The following is a 17,434-nucleotide window of genomic DNA, read 5'->3' as shown; positions in this document are numbered from 1 at the left end:
GATTGGGAGACTGTTCGATGCCTGTGCACCTGATGCGATTTTTTATGCTTTGCCTGCTCGCGCTGCTTCCCTGGCAGCTGCTTGCCGCTCCGTCCCCGGTGGCATTTTCCGTGTGGGTGAATGAAGCCATTGTCGCCACATGGACCTGGGATTATCGCGATTATCTCGTGCAACAGGGGCAGATTGCGCATTATTTTACGGCCGAGGGCTGGATAAATTACAGTAATGCGCTCAAAGCCTCGGGCCTTATCGATGCCGCACAAAAAAATCGCTACAGCGTGAGTGCCGTTGCCATCGCCCCACCGACTGTGACCGTGGCCAGTAAAGGCGTCTGGAAGGGCGAAATGCCCCTGCTCGTAGTGTACAAAAATCCGCAGTACACGCAGAAACAATCGCTGATGGTCACGGTCTTTTTTACCGAAACATCAGGCGACACCGGTGTGCGCGGACTGGCCATATCCAGCATGCAGTCAGCCGTTATTCAAAAACCCTGTATCTGCGGCCCGGATACCGATGGTGCAACTCCTGCGGCACCTGCCGGGGCTGCTTCAAACCCTTGAAAGCATTATCCGTATTAAAGCCTGCATATCTGGCATTTCGAGGTACTCCGGGTATATAATCCCCTCCCACAGCAAAGGATTTGTGAGAGAATGCAATGATTGCCAGAACACCGCTGCACGCCAGTCATATCAAGGCCGGAGCGCGCCTGACGGACTTTCACGGCTGGGAAATGCCGCTGCACTACGGCTCTCAGATTGAAGAACACCACGCCGTACGCCGCCATTCCGGGATGTTTGATGTCTCGCACATGACCGTGGTCGATGTCCTTGGCGCCGGCGCCCGACAGTTTTTGCGAAAACTCCTCACCAACGATGTTGACCGCCTTGCCCATCACGGCCGCGCACTCTACAGCTGCATGTGTAACGCACATGGCGGCATTATTGACGACCTCATTGTTTACCAGCGCGCACCTGATAATTACCGCCTTGTATTGAATTCCGCCACCCGCGAGAGCGATCTTGCGTGGCTGCGCGAGCGTGTAGAAGGGTTTTCTGCAGGCCTTCAGGAGCGCCCGGAGCTTGCAATGCTTGCCATCCAGGGGCCTGAGGCCATTGCGCAAACTTCCCGCATTCTAACACCAGCGCAACAGGACGCCATTTCCACCCTGACCGCTTTTGAATGTGTGGATGTCGGTGACTGGTTTTTTGCGCGCACGGGCTACACCGGGGAAGACGGGCTCGAAATCATTCTCCCGAAAGCCGCAATCACCTCCCTCTGGGACAGCCTGCTCGAAGTCGGCGTGCGTCCCTGCGGACTGGCCGCTCGCGATACGCTGCGGCTGGAGTCCGGCCTTCTGCTCTACGGACAGGACATGGATGAAACCACAAGTCCGCTGGAGTCGGGGCTTGGGTGGACCGTGCAGTGGGAACCTTCTGACCGTCATTTTGTCGGCATGGGCGCCCTGCTGTCGCAAAAGAGCGAAGGCATTCGCCGTAAGCTCGTGGGCCTTGTTCTTGAAGGCCGCGGCATCATGCGCCATGGTCAGCGGGTCGTGGTAGAAGGCCTGCCGGATGGCATTATAACCAGCGGTGGCTGGTCACCCACGCGCGAAGCCTCCATAGCGCTTGCCCGGGTGCCGGCAAACGTGGGTAAGAATGTGCTGGTAGATATCCGTGGCACACTGGTGCCTGCCCGAGTGGGACCGCCGCGCTTTGTTCGCCACGGCGTGCCTGTTGAATTCTGATACAGAAAGGAGTTAATCATGAGCGACCTGCGATTTACCGCCACCCATGAGTGGCTGCGACAGGATGGTGATGAAGTGACCATTGGCATTACCGAGCACGCTCAGGAGCTGCTGGGCGACATGGTGTATGTCGAACTGCCGCGCGAGGGCGAAACGTTCGAGGCCGGGGCGACACTCGGCGTGGTCGAATCGGTGAAGGCGGCTTCAGACTTTTACGCGCCCATTGGAGGCGTAGTAACTGGCGTTAATCATGCGGTTAACGATAATCCTGCTCTCGTAAACACAGAACCCTTTGGTGCAGGCTGGCTCGTGCGGCTCAAACCGCAGGACAGTCGCGAGATGGATGCATTGATGAATGCCGACCAATACCAGAAAACCCTTGAACAGGATGCCTGAGTATGCCCTTCATACCCCATACAGAAGCTGACAGGGCGTACATGTTGAACGCCATTGGCATTAATGACGTTGACACGCTCTTTGAAGAAATTCCCGCCCATCTGCGGGCAAAGCCATTTACGCGCATTCCTGAAGGCGTCCCGGAAATGGTGATGCTGCGGGAGGCGGGCGAAATCGCCGCGCAAAACCGCAACGGCATCTGCTTTATGGGGGCGGGCGCTTACGAGCACCATATCCCGGCGGCGGTATGGGATATCACTTCGCGCGGTGAATTCATGACCGCTTACACGCCCTACCAGGCGGAAGCCAGTCAGGGCACGCTCGAGGTGCTCTACGAATTTCAAACCATGATTGCCGAGCTGACCGGCATGGACGTGGCCAACGCCTCGCTTTATGATGGCGCGAGCGCGCTCGCAGAAGCCGTCTTGATGAGCGTTCGCCTTGCGCGCAAACCTGACAACGCGCGCGTGCTGGTCGCGGGTACCCTGCACCCTTTCTGGCGTGAAGCGCTGGAAACCATTGTGCGTCCGCAGCATATTGAAGTGATTACCCTGCCCTTTGACCCGGTAACGGGAACGCTTGCGCCGGATGCGCTGGTTCCCTGGGAAAACGAGGACATTACCGCCCTTGTTATCGCTCAGCCTAACTTTTTTGGGGCGCTTGAATCCGTTGACTCGCTCTGTGACTGGGCACATGCACACAACAGCCTCTGTATTGCCTGCGTCAACCCGGTGTCACTGGCACTGTTAAAGCCGCCTGGTCAATGGGGCACGAAGGGCGCTGATATTGTCTGTGGTGAAGGCCAGCCGCTTGGCTCGCCCATGGCGTCAGGCGGCCCCTGGTTTGGTTTTTTCAGTACGCGCCTTGCCAATGTACGCCAGATGCCGGGAAGGCTGGTCGGAAAAACGCTTGACCGTGACGGCAACCCTGGCTTCACCCTGACTCTCCAGGCGCGCGAGCAGCACATCCGACGCGGCAAGGCGACTTCCAATATCTGTACCAATCAGGGGCTTCTGGTAACAGCCGCCACCATCCATATGAGCCTGCTCGGGCCGGATGGGCTGGAGGCCGTTGCGCGCCACTGCCACCATAATACCCGCATGCTTGTGGAGCGTCTGACCGGTATTCAAGGCGTTCGCCGCGCCTTCAGCACGCCATTTTTCCATGAATGCCTGTTAAGCCTTGATAGAGCAGTAGAGCCACTGCTGATGCAGCTCAGTGAAAAGGGCATTCTCGGCGGCTTTGCAACCGGCACACATTACCCGGAGATACCGAACGGCCTTCTGGTCTGTGCCACCGAAATGCGAACTGAGGCCGACATTGCGCGTTATGCCAAAACCCTTGAAGCACTGATGAGGAGCTGAGCCATGTTCATCGTACAACTGACCTATAAGGCTCCACTCGCGGAAGTGGACAAATACCTGCAGGCGCATCGCGAGTTTCTGGACTACCATTACCGCCAGGGGCTATTCCTCGCATCAGGCCCGATGAAGCCGCGCACCGGCGGCATTTTGATTGCCACCACCCCTTCACGCGAGCATCTTGAAGCCGTGCTGGCTGAAGACCCTTATAAGCTCGCGGAAATCGCTGATTACACGCTGATTGAGTTCATACCGGTCAAGCATCGCGAAGAAATTGCCGCCCTGATTCAACAGACGGAGGGCAACCTGTGCTGATTTTCGAACTCTCTCGCCCCGAACGCCGGGCACAGGCACAAATGCCCTCTGGCGAAACCATGGTCACGATACCTGCGGATTTTCTCAGAAAAAGCCCGCCACGGCTGCCCTCCTGCAGCGAGGGTGACGCGGTACGCCGTTACACAAAAGCATCGCAGAAGAACATGGCAATTGATACCACCATGTATCCGCTCGGCTCCTGCACCATGAAATATAACCCCCGCGGCGTGCACAAGGCAGCTCAGCTCTCGGGATTTGCCAGCCGCCATCCCCTGCTGCCAGACCGTGACAGCCAGGGATTTTTGCAGGTACTCCATACTCTGCAGGAAAACCTTTGTGAAATTACCGGCATGAAAGGGGTTTCACTGACGCCAATGGCGGGTTCGCAGGGTGAATTCGCGGGCGTTGCCATGATTAAAGCCTATCATCAGAGCCGCGGCGACACTGAGCGTGATGAAATGCTCATTCCTGATGCCGCACATGGCACCAATCCGGCTTCAGCGGCCATCTGCGGGTATAAAGTCGTTGAAATCCCAACAGAGGCAGATGGCGACCTTAACCTTGAGCTGCTTAAAAGCCAGGTCGGGCCACGCACAGCGGGCATCATGCTCACCAACCCCTCAACGCTTGGGCTTTTCATGCGCCAGATTACCGATATCGCGCGCATTGTGCACGAGGCGGGTGGTCTCCTGTATTACGATGGCGCAAATCTCAATGCCATTTTAGGAAAAGTGCGCCCGGGCGACATGGGTTTTGACGTCATGCACTTAAACCTGCATAAAACCTTTGCGACCCCACATGGTGGCGGTGGACCCGGTGCGGGACCGGTTGCGGTTGGCGAGCGCCTGCTGCCTTTTCTGCCGCTGCCAACGGTGATGAAAGAGGCCAATGGGTACCGTTTTGCGACACGCGCTGACCTGCCGCAGAGCATTGGTCGTTTATCTGGCTTTATGGGAAATGCGGGCATTCTGTTGCGCGCGGCTTTTTACATCCGCCTGCTCGGGCGTGAGGGCCTTGTACGGGTGTCTGAATACGCAACACTCAATGCCAATTACCTGCTCACCCGTCTGCAGCAGGCAGGTTTCAGCGCCGCATGGCCCAATCGCCGCGCTTCGCATGAATTTGTGCTGGGCTTAAGCCCCGAAAAGAAACAGTTTGGCGTGAGTGCGATGGATGTTGCCAAACGCCTGCTCGATTTTGGCTACCATGCTCCCACCACGTATTTCCCGCTGCTCGTGCCGGAGTGCTTCCTGATTGAGCCAACGGAAACCGAAAGCTTAAGCTCGCTCGATGGCTTCGTGGCGGCGATGGCTTCAATTCGCCAGGAAGCGCAGGAAAACCCCGAGTTGCTCCATACAGCACCGCATACCCTGCCGGTGAAACGGCTTGATGATCTCAAAGCGGCGCGGGAGCCAAATCTCAATTATTATGGGGATGTTTAGGTGTATGCGATGCCGGGCGCGGCGGTGCATGGCGTGGGCTGTTAAGCCCGGGAATGGATGCATGACATGGCCTTTTGACCATGAATAACATCCCGTGCCGGGCTTCGCGATGCTCAGCCCAGCCTACAAAAAACCCATTAAATACAATGATTTATTTTAAATAAGGGCCGTAGCCTGCGCTGATAAGCGCGGGACAGGATGCGCGAAAAAAACATCCAGCCTTTGGGGATACCCGATGCCGGGCTTCGCTGTGCTCAGCCCAGCCTACAAAAAAACAATAAAATCAATCAATTAAATAAAACTTGGCCGTAGCATGGGCTGTTAAGCCCGGGAATGGGTGCATGAAAAGCCTTTTGACTATGAATCACACCCGATGCCGAGCTTCGACACAGGCGCATCCCCGTGCTCCGAAACAAGCGCATGAAGCAGCCTGGCAACAGGGGTGCCTTGCTCGAGCCTAAAGAACCGTAGAAGTTCGGGAACACTTCCTTTTGCGCAAGTACGGTAATAGGCCCGGGTCTCATCGCTGCGAAACAGAAAGCGATTCAGCCGACGCATATCACAAAAGCCTGTTTTTTCTCGCGCCTCACGGGGTACATCAAACAGCACCTGAATGAGTGCCTGCTTCGCAAGGTGTTCACGCGTTAGCGTATCCTGATTACGGGCATCTCGCACAAACGCCTGCATCACATCGAGCTGATACGCTACATGGCGCGGCACGCTCCTGCTGGCGCGAGGCGTGTCGGCAAACCTCACCGACTCACCTCCAAACCAACCGGTATCCCAGGTGGTCGTGCGAATATGCGACTGAATACGGGCAAGGAGCGCCACGGCGTGACCCGGATCATTTTCAGAAAGCACATCAAGGCACTTGCGTGAACCGGTATAACTGCCAAGGCGCATTGTGGGTTTACATTCGGCTGGAGACCTCGATGGTGAGAAAAATCCATGATCATATTGGTGCCGATTGAGGGAGCCCTCTTCCCCTCCCTGATGCCCCGCCGTACCCTCTTCTTCTCGCCGAGACGTCAGGAGAATCGGCTCAAATCCATCAGATGACAGAGAAACATCAGGGGAGCTTGGACTGTCATCCGTGTGGTAATTAACAGAAAATACTGCGGAGCCTTCTTCCCCTTCCTGAAACTCCGCCGCAACCTTTTCCTCTCGCTGAAGCGTCAGGGGAACCGGCACCAATTCAGCGGATGACGGAGAAACATCCGGGGAGCACGAACTGTCATACGCGTTATCGTTAAAAGAAATTACCTCGTAGCCTTCTTCCAATTCCTGAGACTCTGACGATATTTCTTCTTCCAAAGAGTCAGTACTGCTTCCCAATGAAGATTCTGATGAGGTAGCGCTCGTTGAAGCAGCGTCCTCTAAACACTCTTCATCTGAGGAGTGTATTGTGGGCAGTTTAGCAGCGTCGGTTTGCAGAGATTGCATGCCTTGAAGCAAATGCTCCCGACTTGCGTGGCTACCTTTACACAACGCCAGCCAGTTTCTTAAGATTTTAATAAATTCAATATCAAACAAAGAATTACGCTTATTAGCCTTGTCAAGATAGTGCCTGTCAAGCGCTTTCAAAGCCCGAAAGCGCACGGACAAATCCTGACGATTTATCTGCGTTAATAATACCGGCAGGCTCCAGTGATGAGTCCCACTGCCCGATACCGGCTGCGCTTCGAGAAACCGCCTGACCTCATCCCCACCCAGTGCGACCTGCACATCGTTGATGAATTGAATAATTTTCTCGATATGCTGACGCGAGCCAGCCTTTGTGGAACCGTTCGGCATGTTTACAACTCCTGAGGCCATAAGCGGCGCAATATAGCACACAGAACGCATTTTCACGACAGTGCGCGCATTAAATTGCACAAATGCATGCGCTGGTAAAAAAAACTTTGCGGATACGCAAAAATGCGCTATAACGGAATGACCCGTATCAAGGATTGACGGGATTTACACCATTTTTTAATGGGGTACATTTTTTTCATGGAGAGAAAAAATGAACAGTAAAGTGTTTTCACAACGCTTTAATCAGGAATTGTCCAGCCTTGGGTTTCCCGATGACCCTGCTGAAAAAACCAAGGCCGTTGCCAAGGTTTTTGCGGTGAATCGTCATCTGGCCAATTCCATGATTCTCGGGTACAGCATGCCGCCCGCGGACAAGCTTGATGGCATTGCCCGTATTCTGGAAGTCTGCCCCAAATGGCTTGCGGGCGAGTCAGCCAGAAAAAAAGGCTATCCCGTTCGAGAAATGGAAGAGGCGTAAGGGGTGCGCGGGTCTTCCTGGTAACAGCTGACCCGCCCCTGAAAAGCTTTTAGAACGAGTGATGAGATTATGGAGTGTCTGAGTTACTGCATCGCCAACACCCTGGACCTTGCGAAACTTGACCAGTTTTTCAAAGCCGAGTCCTACGGGTTCGTGCCAACACGTGCGCGTGGCGTTCTCAAACTGATTGCGCCTGACAGTCGCCAGTCCATCTATCTCTTCAAAAACGGCACGCTCGTTTCATGGGGGCTGAAGCGCTATCGCATGCGCTTCTGGCTGGATTTGATTCGCCCCTTTGCTGAAGGCCCCATCAAGATCCCGGTGCACGATGAATTTATCTATCGACTCGGCGAAAAAACCTCCATTGGCCCGCATGACTACTTTGATGTCGACTGTGTTTATCTCGATGAAGACAGTGACGAACTGCGTCTTGCACTGTCTTACGGTTTTTCGCAGTCGGTGAAGCTGCAATATTTTGAAACGACACTCGAACTCCTGATTGAGAAATTCAGCCCTTTGATTCGCAAAACCTCAAAGCGCAACGCGAGCCGCATTTCCCGCCATAAAATCCGCGCGGTTATTGGCGAAATTCTTGAAGCCAAGAGCGAAATGAATCTTATCAGTAACTTTCTCTATCACCCCAAGTACTTCTGGCAGCATCCAACGCTTGAAGAGTATTACATACTGCTCGAGCGTTACCTGCATATCCAGCGGCGCGTGAACGCCATCAACCACCGGCTTGATACGCTAAGCGAGATTTTCGACATGTTCAATGGCTATCTGGAAAACCGCCATGCACACAGTCTGGAAATTATCATTATCGTCCTTATCACGATAGAAATACTCTCAAATGTCCTCAACTTCCATTTCTGAAAGAAAGACGTTGTTAAAATCCGAGTGCGTGGCTGGCGCCAGTACGCTGTTGACCGTCCTCTGGATTGCGTTCGCAAACCCCGTCATCCTTGGCGCTGCCGGAATGGACCAGGGCGCTGTGTTTTCGGCAACCTGTCTGGTGGTCGGATTAGGCTGTCTGCTCTGTGGGATTTATGCCCGGGCGCCGGTTGCCATTGGCCCCGGTATGGCACTGGCCGTATATTTCAGCTACAGCGTTGTCCAGGGCATGGGGGTAAGCTGGCAACAGGCACTCGCGATGGTCTGCGTCTCCGGCGTGCTCTTTGGGATTTTGAGCCTTACCCGCCTGCTGCAATGGCTGGTGGAAGCCATTCCTGTCACGCTCCAGGTGGGCATACTCGTTGGCATCAGCCTGCTCATCGCGCTGATAGCCCTGCGCACCAGCGGGATTATTGTGAGCGATGGCCTCCTTCTGATGCATCTTGCTGACTTTCACAATGCCCACGTGCCGCTCTTTTTTGGCGGCTTTCTGCTCATTATGCTGCTCGATTATTATCAGGTGCCGGGCGCAATTATTCTCGGTATTCTCGGTACCAGCGCCTTATCACTGCTGTCTGGGCTGTCGCCATGGCATGGCATAACCGGCATGCCACCCGCGCTGACCCCTGCCCTTTTCGCGCCAGATTTTGCAGGCATCGCCCATGCATCGGTCATTAAGCCCATTTTTGCTTTCTTTCTTATCGCACTCTTTGATGCTACGGGCACCCTGATGGGACTCTTAACGCCCTCGCTGTTTGCCACAAAAGAGCTGCGTGACAAAACCCTCTGCAAATGCCTGCGCGCGAATGCGCTTGCGACCATTGCCGCGGGTTTTATCGGTACCGCCAATACCTCGCCCATGATAGAATCGGCCGCCGGTATCGCCGCCGGAGGGCGCACGGGTCTCAGCGCGCTTGTCACAGGAGCGGGATTTTTGCTTCTGCTCTTTTTCTACCCCCTCGCACAGGCCATTCCGGTGTATGCCGTGGGCCCGGCGCTGCTCTTTGTCGCCTGCTCAATGATGCGCAACATCAGCCATATCGACTGGTCAGAGCCTCTGGAGGCACTGCCTGCGGCACTCACCATCCTGCTTATTCCTTTTTCCGGCTCAGTTGCCGATGGCATTGGGGCCGGTGTGCTGACGCTCACCCTCGCAAGACTTTTAACACGCCGCCACCCAGGAAAGCTGCTCCTTGGGCTAAGTGCCGTGTTCGTGGTGTTTTTCGCGATTCAGTAAACCGGAAAATCCGATGCCGGGCTTCGCGGTACTCAGCCTGGCCGATAAGCAGTTGTTTTATAAATAAAACCTTGTAGCCTGCGCTGATAAGCGCGGGAGGGATGCCTGAACAAACATCCGACAGATGATGACATCCGATGCCAGGCTTCGCTTCGCTCAACCCAGCCTACAAAAAACCCATTAAATACAATAACTTATTTGAAATAGCGCCGTAGCCTGCGCTGATAAGCGCGGGACAGGATGCTCGTAATAAACATCCGGCCTTTGGGGATGCCCGATGCCGGGCTTCGCCATGCTCAGCCCAGCCTACAAAACCGTTTAAATACAATAACTTATTTGAAATTGCGCCGTAGCCTGCGCTGATAAGCGCGGGACAGGATGCGCGAAAAAAACATCCGGCCTTTGGGGATACCCGATGCCGGGCTTCGCTGTGCTCAGCCCAGCCTACAAAACCGTTTAAATACAATAACTTATTTGAAATTGCGCCGTAGCCTGCGCTGATAAGCGCGGGACAGGATGCGCGAAAAAAACATCCGGCCTTTGGGGATACCCGATGCCGGGCTTCGCTGTGCTCAGCCCAGCCTACAAAAATTTAATAAATACAAATACTTAATAAACTTATGGTTTTATAGATGATTTAACGGCGTTCGGGCGCAACGGGATATGAATCTCGGAAGGATAGTCATACGCGGCGCCATTGGCCATATCAATCGCAGCTCCTGCAGCACCGCCAAGCAGCACATTCCCAAAGGCCGCCGGTTTGGTAAGGGATTTTATCGAAAGTTCGTTTTTGGCATAACCGTCTTTCTCGCAGCGCACTAAAAGATTGTTATAGCTGCGATGCACTGTTACGCTCGCGGGAGTCTCGTTGATGTACCATTTCCCTTTATTATTCTCAAGCACGCATTGAGCACCCTTTACCGGATGAGTAGTGACGGAAAGACTTTGATGGGTACCACTGACGACAGAGGCGCAGCCAGAAAGCGCAATAATGCACGCAGCAAGTGTCATACACTTTTTCATGTTTGTATTCCTTTTCCATTATGTCAGACTTGATGGGCATGCAAAATCCTGCATAGCCCGCGCGGAGTCTAGCATGGACAGGAAAAAGTGCAATGGTTTACAAGGCGTTATCACGCAAACCACGACTGTGGCAAAAGGCACGCCAGAGAGACTGTCCGTTCCATGCGAGCGCCTCCTCAGCACCGTACAGGGTCTGCTCCAGCGTAGAAAGTGCCTCCTGCAGCGGTACGCTGTCGACACGAACGCGGATGTCTGCAAGGTTTAGGAAACGCGCATCCGGCCAAACTTGACGCGCGAGAGCCAGCAGCGCCTGCTCAGCGGCCTGTGCATTGTTATGACGGCAGGCACGGCGCAAAGCGCGGCGCCCCCGCTTGAGCGTACGCGCGCCTCGATGCGCACGCCACCACCAGCAAAAAACGGTCGAAAGCCAGCCCGCCCCCAAGGCTGCTGCAAGCCAATAAGAATAACCCCCGGCTTTCGCAGGCAACACGTGCTGCGGTTGTAAGACGCGTGGTGCAGGCGTAGTTTTTTCAGGATTAAGCGCTTCAGCTGCTGGCACGACCCGTATCTTCAGGGGCGGCAGGGACGCGCTTTCCGTTTTACCGGTCTGTGCGTTATACCAGGGAACCTGCACGCCCGGCAAAGTAATTTCGCCTGCGGTGTCGAGCACCCAGGTCACTTTTTGTATGAGCGTTCCAAGCACCCTGTTGTCTGAAATCCGGGTTTGAGCTTTAGGGGTTTCAGGATAGGCATTGGCACCATTAACCGTATCAAACGTCAACGCTGGCAACAGCTCGCCGGGCGCACCCGCCGCTTCAATGCGAATGGTGCGGGAAATAGCGCTGCCGACTTTAAACACCCTTGCCGAGGTATCATAGCGTTCTGAGAGTTTCACATCATTTGCAATCAGCCACAGTTTATCGCTAAAACGCTCTAAAATGGGCTTGACGGTAAGGGAGACCGGTTTAGCCCGCACCTTAATGCGGCGCGGTACCGTATCGAGCACCAGCGCGCGCAGGAAGGGCGGTTTTATCGTGAGAGGACCACTTTTTTGCGCAAACACCGCATATTGCTGCTCATCCACGGTGTAGGCTTCACCGTTCATAACTTCGCGGTATGTGCGTACATTGCCAAGCGGCACTATCAAGCCATCATCTATGGCAGGCGGCGTATATTGCGACTCAAGAAGTTGCTGGCTGGAATACAGGCGAACCGTCAACACCACCTGTTGATTCACAAACGGCGTGGCGGTATCCACCTGGGTATTGAACCACAATCCGTCACGAGAGCTGTCTGGAACATCTGGTGTCGCAGCAGACGATGTCGACTGTGGGCGTGGTGGCGCACCCGCTCCTGAAACGATGAGTGTTTGTGCCGGCGTTGACTGGGTGCCTATCGTAATAGAGGGGATCTTCAGCATGCCGGAATGTTTGGGAACAGCAAGAATCGTCCAGACACTTGAGGTTTGCGCCTGCCCGTTTACTGCGCGGTACTCGATACTGCGTGATGTTCCGGTGATGGTGAAATCGCCCTGCAGCGGCGTTAAATCCGGCATCGCCGAGGCATCCTTACCGTGTACGATAAGGGTTATCTGCACCGGCTCTCCCGCCTGCGCGGGCTGTGGCGTTATTCTGAGCGTTACCGCGGCCATCACGGCCTGCACCAGCACACACCCTAAAAACAATATTGCCCATCGTTTCATGGATTCCACCCGCGTTGTCTGCGCCAGTGATCGCGCTGAAATTTCTCCCGTAATAACCCGCCCGGGTCATCCGGTATCAGCTGCAGCCACCGTGCATTGGTTTTTTGTGTTTCCTGCTGCTGCTTGTCCTGCTGCTTGTCCTGCTGCTTGTCCTGCTGCTTGTCCTGCTGTTGCTTGTCCTGTTGCTGCTTGTCCTGTTGCTGCTTGTCCTGTTGCTTGTCCTGCTGCTTGTCCTGCTGCTTGTCTTGCTGCTTGTCCTGCTGCTTGTCTTGCTGTTGCTTGTCCTGCTGTTGCTTGTCCTGTTGCTTGTCCTGCTGTTGCTTGTCCTGCTGTTGCTTGTCCTGCTGCTGTTCTTTCAAAAGCTTTTCTACGATAGTGCGGTTAAAGCGGGCGTCTTCAAGACCAGGATCACGCGAAAGTGCCTTGTCATAGTTGGCAAGCGCCTCCTGATACTGACCCGCCTGCGCACGGGCGTTACCAGCGTTGTAATAGCCTGTCGCAGTATCCAGCGCTTCAAATGACTTTGCTGCCTCAATAAACGCACCGGCCCGGTAAGCCGCTGAAGCATGCCAGTCCGGCTGTTCAAACTGTTTTAATGCACCGGCAAAGTCTCCCTTTTGCATTAAGGTCTGTGCCTTTTGATTGGGCGTTTGCCAGAGCGAGTCCCATGAGAGTGCAAAAACGGGAGGCGAGAGCAGCAGGAAAAGCAGGAGTGTACGCTTCATGATGCCTCCCGGCCTCGCCGCCAGAGCGGCAGCAGGAAAAACAGTGCTGGAATAATGAGCCAGCGTCCCTCATCCCGCCAGCGTGAAAATGCCTCATCACGTGCACGTTCAACACGCATGCCTTTCAGCGCAAGCCAGGAAGTAATATCGGCCTTGTCATCGGTAAATTTCAAAAGCTTTCCGCCACCCGTGCGCGCCAGTTCGGCAAACGCCACAGACTTACCGCCGTCAGCCCGCACCGCCAGCATAGAGGTAAGTATTCCTTCTCGTTTAAGCCTTGCCGCCGTGTCAAAAGCGTTTGAATCAGGAGGGGTCGCGGCGAGAACAAGAATCTGGCCACCGTTAAAACCTGCCTGTTTTAAGAGCTTCTCTGCTTCATCGAGTGCTGCATCAAGGCGGGAGCCGGCCACCGGCATGACATCCAGCGTCAGTGAAGGGAGCAGCTCTGAAATCGTCTTCCCGTCATTCGTCAGCGGCGAAACGAGAAACGGCTCGCTGGTATAGGCAATGAGTCCAAAGGGACCGGCATCCGTTTGATTGAATATGTCGTAGAGTTTAAAGCGGGCGCGCATGAGTCGGTCAGGGGCCAGGTCTTTCTGCGCCATTTGCTCGGACATGTCGAGTACGAGCACCCGGGGTTCCACGGATTCAAAAGATGGCATCGGCAGTTTCTTCCAGGCAGGTCCGGCAAGAGCCAGCACCATGCAGACAAGGGCGGCCATCAGCCAGCCACCCAGACCCATGGTGCGTACGCCGGCCGTATTGTGCAGAAGAAATGGCAACAGGTGCGCATCCGCCGCCTGCGTCCAGGCGCCTCCATGCAACCGTTTTCGCGTGAACAGCAGCATCAGTCCCAAAGGAATTAACGCCAGTAGAGCTTCGGGGCGCAGGAAATGAAAGTCGCTCATGCCGCACCTCGCAAACGAAGCCTGCGCCCGCGCAGGGCTTCAAGAAAGCCAAGTAACAGCGCGCCTGTCAAGGGCCACGGGTAGTACTCAATCTGCGGGCGCAGAGAGGATTGCTCCTGCTCGACCGGCTCAAGGCGGTTGATGGTGTCGTAGATATTGGCAAGCGACTGCGTATCGGTCGCGCGGAAATACCGCCCATCAGTGATGCGCGCAATTTCCTGAAGGGTTGCCTCATCGAGTTCCGGGTTGGCCGTACCTGCAAAAAAATCGGGAAAATTCTGCATCGGCTCATCTGCCCCAAGGCCAATGGTGTACACGCGAATACCGGCGTCTTTGGCAAGGGCTGCGGCACGCAGGGGCGTCAACATGCCCGTATTGCTGACCCCATCTGTCAGAAGAATGGCAACACGTCCCTTTTGGGGCGTGTTCTGCATGCGCTTGACGGCAAGCCCGAGCGCGTCTCCAATGGAGGTGGTATTGCCCGCAAGGCCCACACTCGCATCTTTAAGGCGCTCGAGAACGTTTTTTCGGTCAAACGTCAGCGGCGTCTGCAGATAGGCGCGTGTACCGAATACTATCAATCCAAGCCGGTCGCCCACCCGTTCATTCACAAACGCACTGGCAGCGCGCACCACTGTTGCAAGGCGCGTTGCGGGAGCACCGTTGTAAGAAAAATCATCCTGCTCCATGCTGCCCGAAATATCGAGCACCAGCATGATGTTATAGCCCTGCCGCTTAAGCGGCAGCGGCTCCCCAACCCAGCGCGGACCTGCCAGCGCAAACACCAAAAGCACCCAGACCAGCGACAGCAGCATCAGCGAGGCAACGCGTTTGGCGGCGACCGGCGCTAAAGCCTGAGCAGCCACAATCGAATAAAACGGCACACGCACGGCTTGTTCGAGTCTCGGCGCATATGCCGGTAACAAAAGGATAAGAAGGGGCGGCAAAGTCAGTAGCCAAAGCGCCGAAGGGGTTGCCAGTTCAAACATGCGTCCTCCGGCGTTCAGTGATAAAAGCACGGACATCGGCAAACGGGGGTGCGGCCTCCATGGGGGCCCTCGCCATGAATGGCCACTCAAGCAGTGCGGCACGTATATCCGAATGCACACTCTCAAAGCCTTTTTCCTTCAGGAAATCATACCACGCCTCCCCCACAAGGCCATCAACGGTGGCTTCGGGGAAACGTGCTTTAGCCATACGGCGCACAATGGCTGAGAGCTCCCGGCAGGCCATCGCCGCATCCCCGGTGCTCAAAAACTGTTCTTCGCATGCCACAAGTGCGGAAAGGCACGCGCGTCTGGTTGCGGTGCGACGGCGATACTGCATCCAAAGGGCGATACCCATGAGAGGCAGCAGCACCAAAAGGCACAACAGCAGCCACCAGCCCGGCGCCGGTGGCCACCAGCCAATGGGGGAAGGCAAATGGATATCCCGCAGTTGTGAAAGTGCCTCAGCTGCCGCCACGACTCCTCCCTGGAAAATGGGTGCGCAAAAAGTGTGCGATTGAGGTTTGAGCATCGACTTGAACATACGGAATGCCCTGCGCCAAAAACCGCGAGCGCAGGCTTTCCTGCTGAGCGTGCAACGCCTCTGCAAAGCGCGTGCGCCCACTTTTTGACGCTAAATCAAGGTTGAGCGTTGTCTGCCCGTCAGTGACCGGATAACACCCGGCCACAGGCAAAGCTACTTCCATGGCATCCAGCACATGACAGGCCATCAGGCTGTTGTGCGCGCGCAGGCGATAGAGCAGTTTTTCACACTCCGCATCCATCGTCATAAAATCGCTCACAAGCACCACCAGACTGCCCGGACGGATGACCCGCAGCAGGCGCGAAAGTGCGTCTTTAAGCGGACGCGGGGTTTCGGCTCCAGATGGACGTTCGCGGGTATGCCGACTCAGTGCGGCAAGCATCGGCAGGAGTGCGGCTTCCCGCATGCGTGGGGGAAAGCTGTCAAGGCCTGCAGGTGCCAGGAGAAGCGCGCCAATTCGGTCCCCCTGAAAACGTGCGCTCCATGCCATGGCTGCGGCAAGACGCGCGGCAACCACCGACTTAAACGCTCCCCGCGTGCCGAAAAACATGCCCGGATTAAAATCGACCACGAGTATCACCGGGCGTTCACGGGCTTCTTCATACTGCTTGACGTGTGGACGCCCCATGCGTGCCGTCACGCGCCAGTCCATGTGGCGGATTTCATCGCCCGCCTGATAATTACGCACTTCGGCAAACTCCATGCCGCGTCCGCGAAAGCGTGAAGCGTGCAGTCCGGCGCGTTCAGCCCCCGCGCGAAAGCGACCGCCTGAGGTGCGTGCCAGTGTGCGCAGCGCGATCAGTGCCTCAAGGGAAATCTCAACCCCTTCCTGCATGCTCAGGGCGCTCCCACCGAGGCAAGCAGCGTATCGATACAGGCATCGGCACTTACCCCTTCCGCTTCGGCTTCGAAAGTAAGCAGCAGGCGATGACGCAGCACATCATGCGCAATGGCATGGATGTCTTCAGGGGTTACGTATTCACGACCGGCAAGCCAGGCGCGTGCACGTGCGCAGCGGTCAAGCGCAATCGTACCCCTCGGGCTTGCCCCGAAACGGAGCCAGCGCGCGAGTGACGCGTTCCAGGGACCTGGGTTTCGAGTGGCAATGACAAGCTTCACCAGATAATTTTGCAAAACATCGCTCATATGCACGTCAAGCACCAGCTGGCGCGCCTCAAGGAGCTCCCGCTGTGGCAGCGGGCTGATTACAGGCTTTAGGTTATCGGCTGTTTCGTTGCGCGCTTCAAGGCGTGCCAGCGCGAGAATATCATGCTCCACCATCGCATCCGGGTAGCCAATTTTGACAAACATCAAAAAGCGGTCAAGCTGGGCTTCAGGTAATGGGTAGGTGCCTTCCTGCTCAATCGGGTTCTGGGTAGCCATTACCAAAAACAGTTCAGGCAGCGGATAGGTTTTGCTGCCAATGGTGACCTGCCGCTCGGCCATGCCTTCGAGCAATGCCGACTGCACCTTGGCCGGTGCGCGGTTGATTTCATCGGCCAGTACCATATTATGAAAAATGGGGCCTTTCTGAAAGACAAACGAACCATCCTCAGGATGAAAAATATCCGTACCGGTCAAGTCACCTGGAAGGAGGTCCGGCGTAAACTGAATGCGGTGAAAACTGCCTTCAACGCCCGCTGCAAGTTCCTTGACCGCACGGGTTTTGGCAAGCCCTGGCGCACCTTCGACCAGTAAATGCCCGTCTGCAAGAAGGGCTATCAGCAGACGCTCGACCAGCGCCTCCTGGCCAAGAATGCGTTGATTAAGGTGTTCACGCAGTGTATGAAGATGGTGTTGCACCCGATGTGCATGGGAAAGAGCGCCCTGTTCCATATGAGTCCCCTGCAAAATAGCGCAAATGTGCGGGTAATCATCCTAACGTGAA

18 protein-coding genes are annotated in these 17,434 nt (G+C 55.5%); 9 read left to right on the top strand and 9 right to left on the bottom strand.

Annotated elements, in window-relative coordinates; all coding sequences use genetic code 11:
* Positions 1-17: 17 nt before the first annotated feature.
* The 6 genes from E4T54_RS06610 (at position 18) to gcvPB (ending at position 5,258) form a co-directional block, all read left to right on the top strand.
* Complete coding sequence (locus E4T54_RS06610; RefSeq protein WP_028385638.1) at positions 18-560, top strand: DotI/IcmL family type IV secretion protein; 543 nt, start codon at positions 18-20, stop codon at positions 558-560.
* 95 nt (positions 561-655) lie between these two features.
* Positions 656-1,744 carry a glycine cleavage system aminomethyltransferase GcvT gene (gene gcvT / locus E4T54_RS06605; RefSeq protein WP_028385637.1) on the top strand — a complete coding sequence of 363 codons (1,089 nt, stop codon included), beginning with the start codon at positions 656-658 and terminating at the stop codon, positions 1,742-1,744.
* 18 nt (positions 1,745-1,762) lie between these two features.
* A complete protein-coding gene (gene gcvH / locus E4T54_RS06600) occupies positions 1,763-2,140 on the top strand; it encodes a glycine cleavage system protein GcvH (RefSeq protein WP_028385636.1) in 378 nt (125 codons plus the stop codon).
* A gap of 2 nt (positions 2,141-2,142) precedes the next feature.
* A complete protein-coding gene (gcvPA, locus tag E4T54_RS06595; RefSeq protein WP_028385635.1) occupies positions 2,143-3,504 on the top strand; it encodes an aminomethyl-transferring glycine dehydrogenase subunit GcvPA in 1,362 nt (453 codons plus the stop codon).
* 3 nt (positions 3,505-3,507) lie between these two features.
* A complete protein-coding gene (locus tag E4T54_RS06590) occupies positions 3,508-3,816 on the top strand; it encodes a YciI family protein (protein ID WP_028385634.1) in 309 nt (102 codons plus the stop codon).
* Positions 3,810-5,258 carry an aminomethyl-transferring glycine dehydrogenase subunit GcvPB gene (gcvPB, locus tag E4T54_RS06585; RefSeq protein ID WP_028385633.1) on the top strand — a complete coding sequence of 483 codons (1,449 nt, stop codon included), beginning with the start codon at positions 3,810-3,812 and terminating at the stop codon, positions 5,256-5,258. Before E4T54_RS06590 ends, gcvPB begins: the two co-directional genes overlap by 7 nt.
* A 357-nt stretch (positions 5,259-5,615) precedes the next feature.
* Here the strand turns inward: gcvPB and E4T54_RS06580 are convergent, their stop codons facing one another.
* Positions 5,616-7,052, bottom strand: a complete 1,437-nt coding sequence (locus E4T54_RS06580; protein WP_058387124.1) for a hypothetical protein — start codon at positions 7,050-7,052, stop codon at positions 5,616-5,618.
* A gap of 211 nt (positions 7,053-7,263) precedes the next feature.
* On the opposite strand from E4T54_RS06580, the gene E4T54_RS06575 reads away from it, so the two are divergent.
* The 3 genes from E4T54_RS06575 (at position 7,264) to E4T54_RS06565 (ending at position 9,658) form a co-directional block, all read left to right on the top strand.
* Positions 7,264-7,530 (top strand): hypothetical protein, encoded by a 267-nt coding sequence (locus E4T54_RS06575; RefSeq protein ID WP_028385631.1) that lies wholly within the window; start codon positions 7,264-7,266, stop codon positions 7,528-7,530.
* A gap of 69 nt (positions 7,531-7,599) precedes the next feature.
* Positions 7,600-8,403 carry an RMD1 family protein gene (locus tag E4T54_RS06570; protein ID WP_028385630.1) on the top strand — a complete coding sequence of 268 codons (804 nt, stop codon included), beginning with the start codon at positions 7,600-7,602 and terminating at the stop codon, positions 8,401-8,403.
* Positions 8,381-9,658, top strand: a complete 1,278-nt coding sequence (locus E4T54_RS06565) for an NCS2 family permease (protein WP_035901605.1) — start codon at positions 8,381-8,383, stop codon at positions 9,656-9,658. Before E4T54_RS06570 ends, E4T54_RS06565 begins: the two co-directional genes overlap by 23 nt.
* Before the next feature lie 618 nt (positions 9,659-10,276).
* Here E4T54_RS06565 and E4T54_RS06560 read toward each other — a convergent pair.
* The 8 genes from E4T54_RS06560 to E4T54_RS06525 all read right to left on the bottom strand — a co-directional run bounded on the left by E4T54_RS06560 (position 10,277) and on the right by E4T54_RS06525 (position 17,382).
* Positions 10,277-10,681 (bottom strand): hypothetical protein, encoded by a 405-nt coding sequence (locus E4T54_RS06560; RefSeq protein ID WP_028385628.1) that lies wholly within the window; start codon positions 10,679-10,681, stop codon positions 10,277-10,279.
* A 97-nt stretch (positions 10,682-10,778) separates the two neighbouring features.
* Complete coding sequence (locus tag E4T54_RS06555) at positions 10,779-12,383, bottom strand: BatD family protein (protein WP_028385627.1); 1,605 nt, start codon at positions 12,381-12,383, stop codon at positions 10,779-10,781.
* Positions 12,380-13,108, bottom strand: a complete 729-nt coding sequence (locus tag E4T54_RS06550; protein ID WP_338011259.1) for a tetratricopeptide repeat protein — start codon at positions 13,106-13,108, stop codon at positions 12,380-12,382. Before E4T54_RS06550 ends, E4T54_RS06555 begins: the two co-directional genes overlap by 4 nt.
* Positions 13,105-14,016: a vWA domain-containing protein gene (locus tag E4T54_RS06545; RefSeq protein WP_035901603.1), complete on the bottom strand. Its 912-nt coding sequence runs from the start codon at positions 14,014-14,016 to the stop codon at positions 13,105-13,107. The genes E4T54_RS06550 and E4T54_RS06545 overlap by 4 nt, the downstream gene beginning before the upstream one ends.
* On the bottom strand, positions 14,013-15,005 hold the full coding sequence (locus E4T54_RS06540; RefSeq protein ID WP_028385624.1) for a VWA domain-containing protein: 993 nt from the start codon (positions 15,003-15,005) through the stop codon (positions 14,013-14,015). The genes E4T54_RS06545 and E4T54_RS06540 overlap by 4 nt, the downstream gene beginning before the upstream one ends.
* Entirely contained in the window at positions 14,998-15,480 is a 483-nt protein-coding gene (locus E4T54_RS06535) for a DUF4381 domain-containing protein (protein ID WP_051550785.1), read from the bottom strand. Before E4T54_RS06535 ends, E4T54_RS06540 begins: the two co-directional genes overlap by 8 nt.
* A complete protein-coding gene (locus tag E4T54_RS06530) occupies positions 15,467-16,381 on the bottom strand; it encodes a DUF58 domain-containing protein (RefSeq protein WP_028385623.1) in 915 nt (304 codons plus the stop codon). The genes E4T54_RS06535 and E4T54_RS06530 overlap by 14 nt, the downstream gene beginning before the upstream one ends.
* Before the next feature lie 2 nt (positions 16,382-16,383).
* Positions 16,384-17,382 carry an AAA family ATPase gene (locus E4T54_RS06525; RefSeq protein ID WP_028385622.1) on the bottom strand — a complete coding sequence of 333 codons (999 nt, stop codon included), beginning with the start codon at positions 17,380-17,382 and terminating at the stop codon, positions 16,384-16,386.
* Between the last annotated feature and the right edge of the window lie 52 nt (positions 17,383-17,434).

Origin of the sequence: Legionella geestiana (assembly GCF_004571195.1) — a bacterium.
GTDB classification, from domain to species: Bacteria; Pseudomonadota; Gammaproteobacteria; order Legionellales; family Legionellaceae; genus Legionella_B; species Legionella_B geestiana.
Note: the sequence above shows the minus strand (reverse complement) of the source record. Positions and strands in the feature narration are given on the sequence as shown.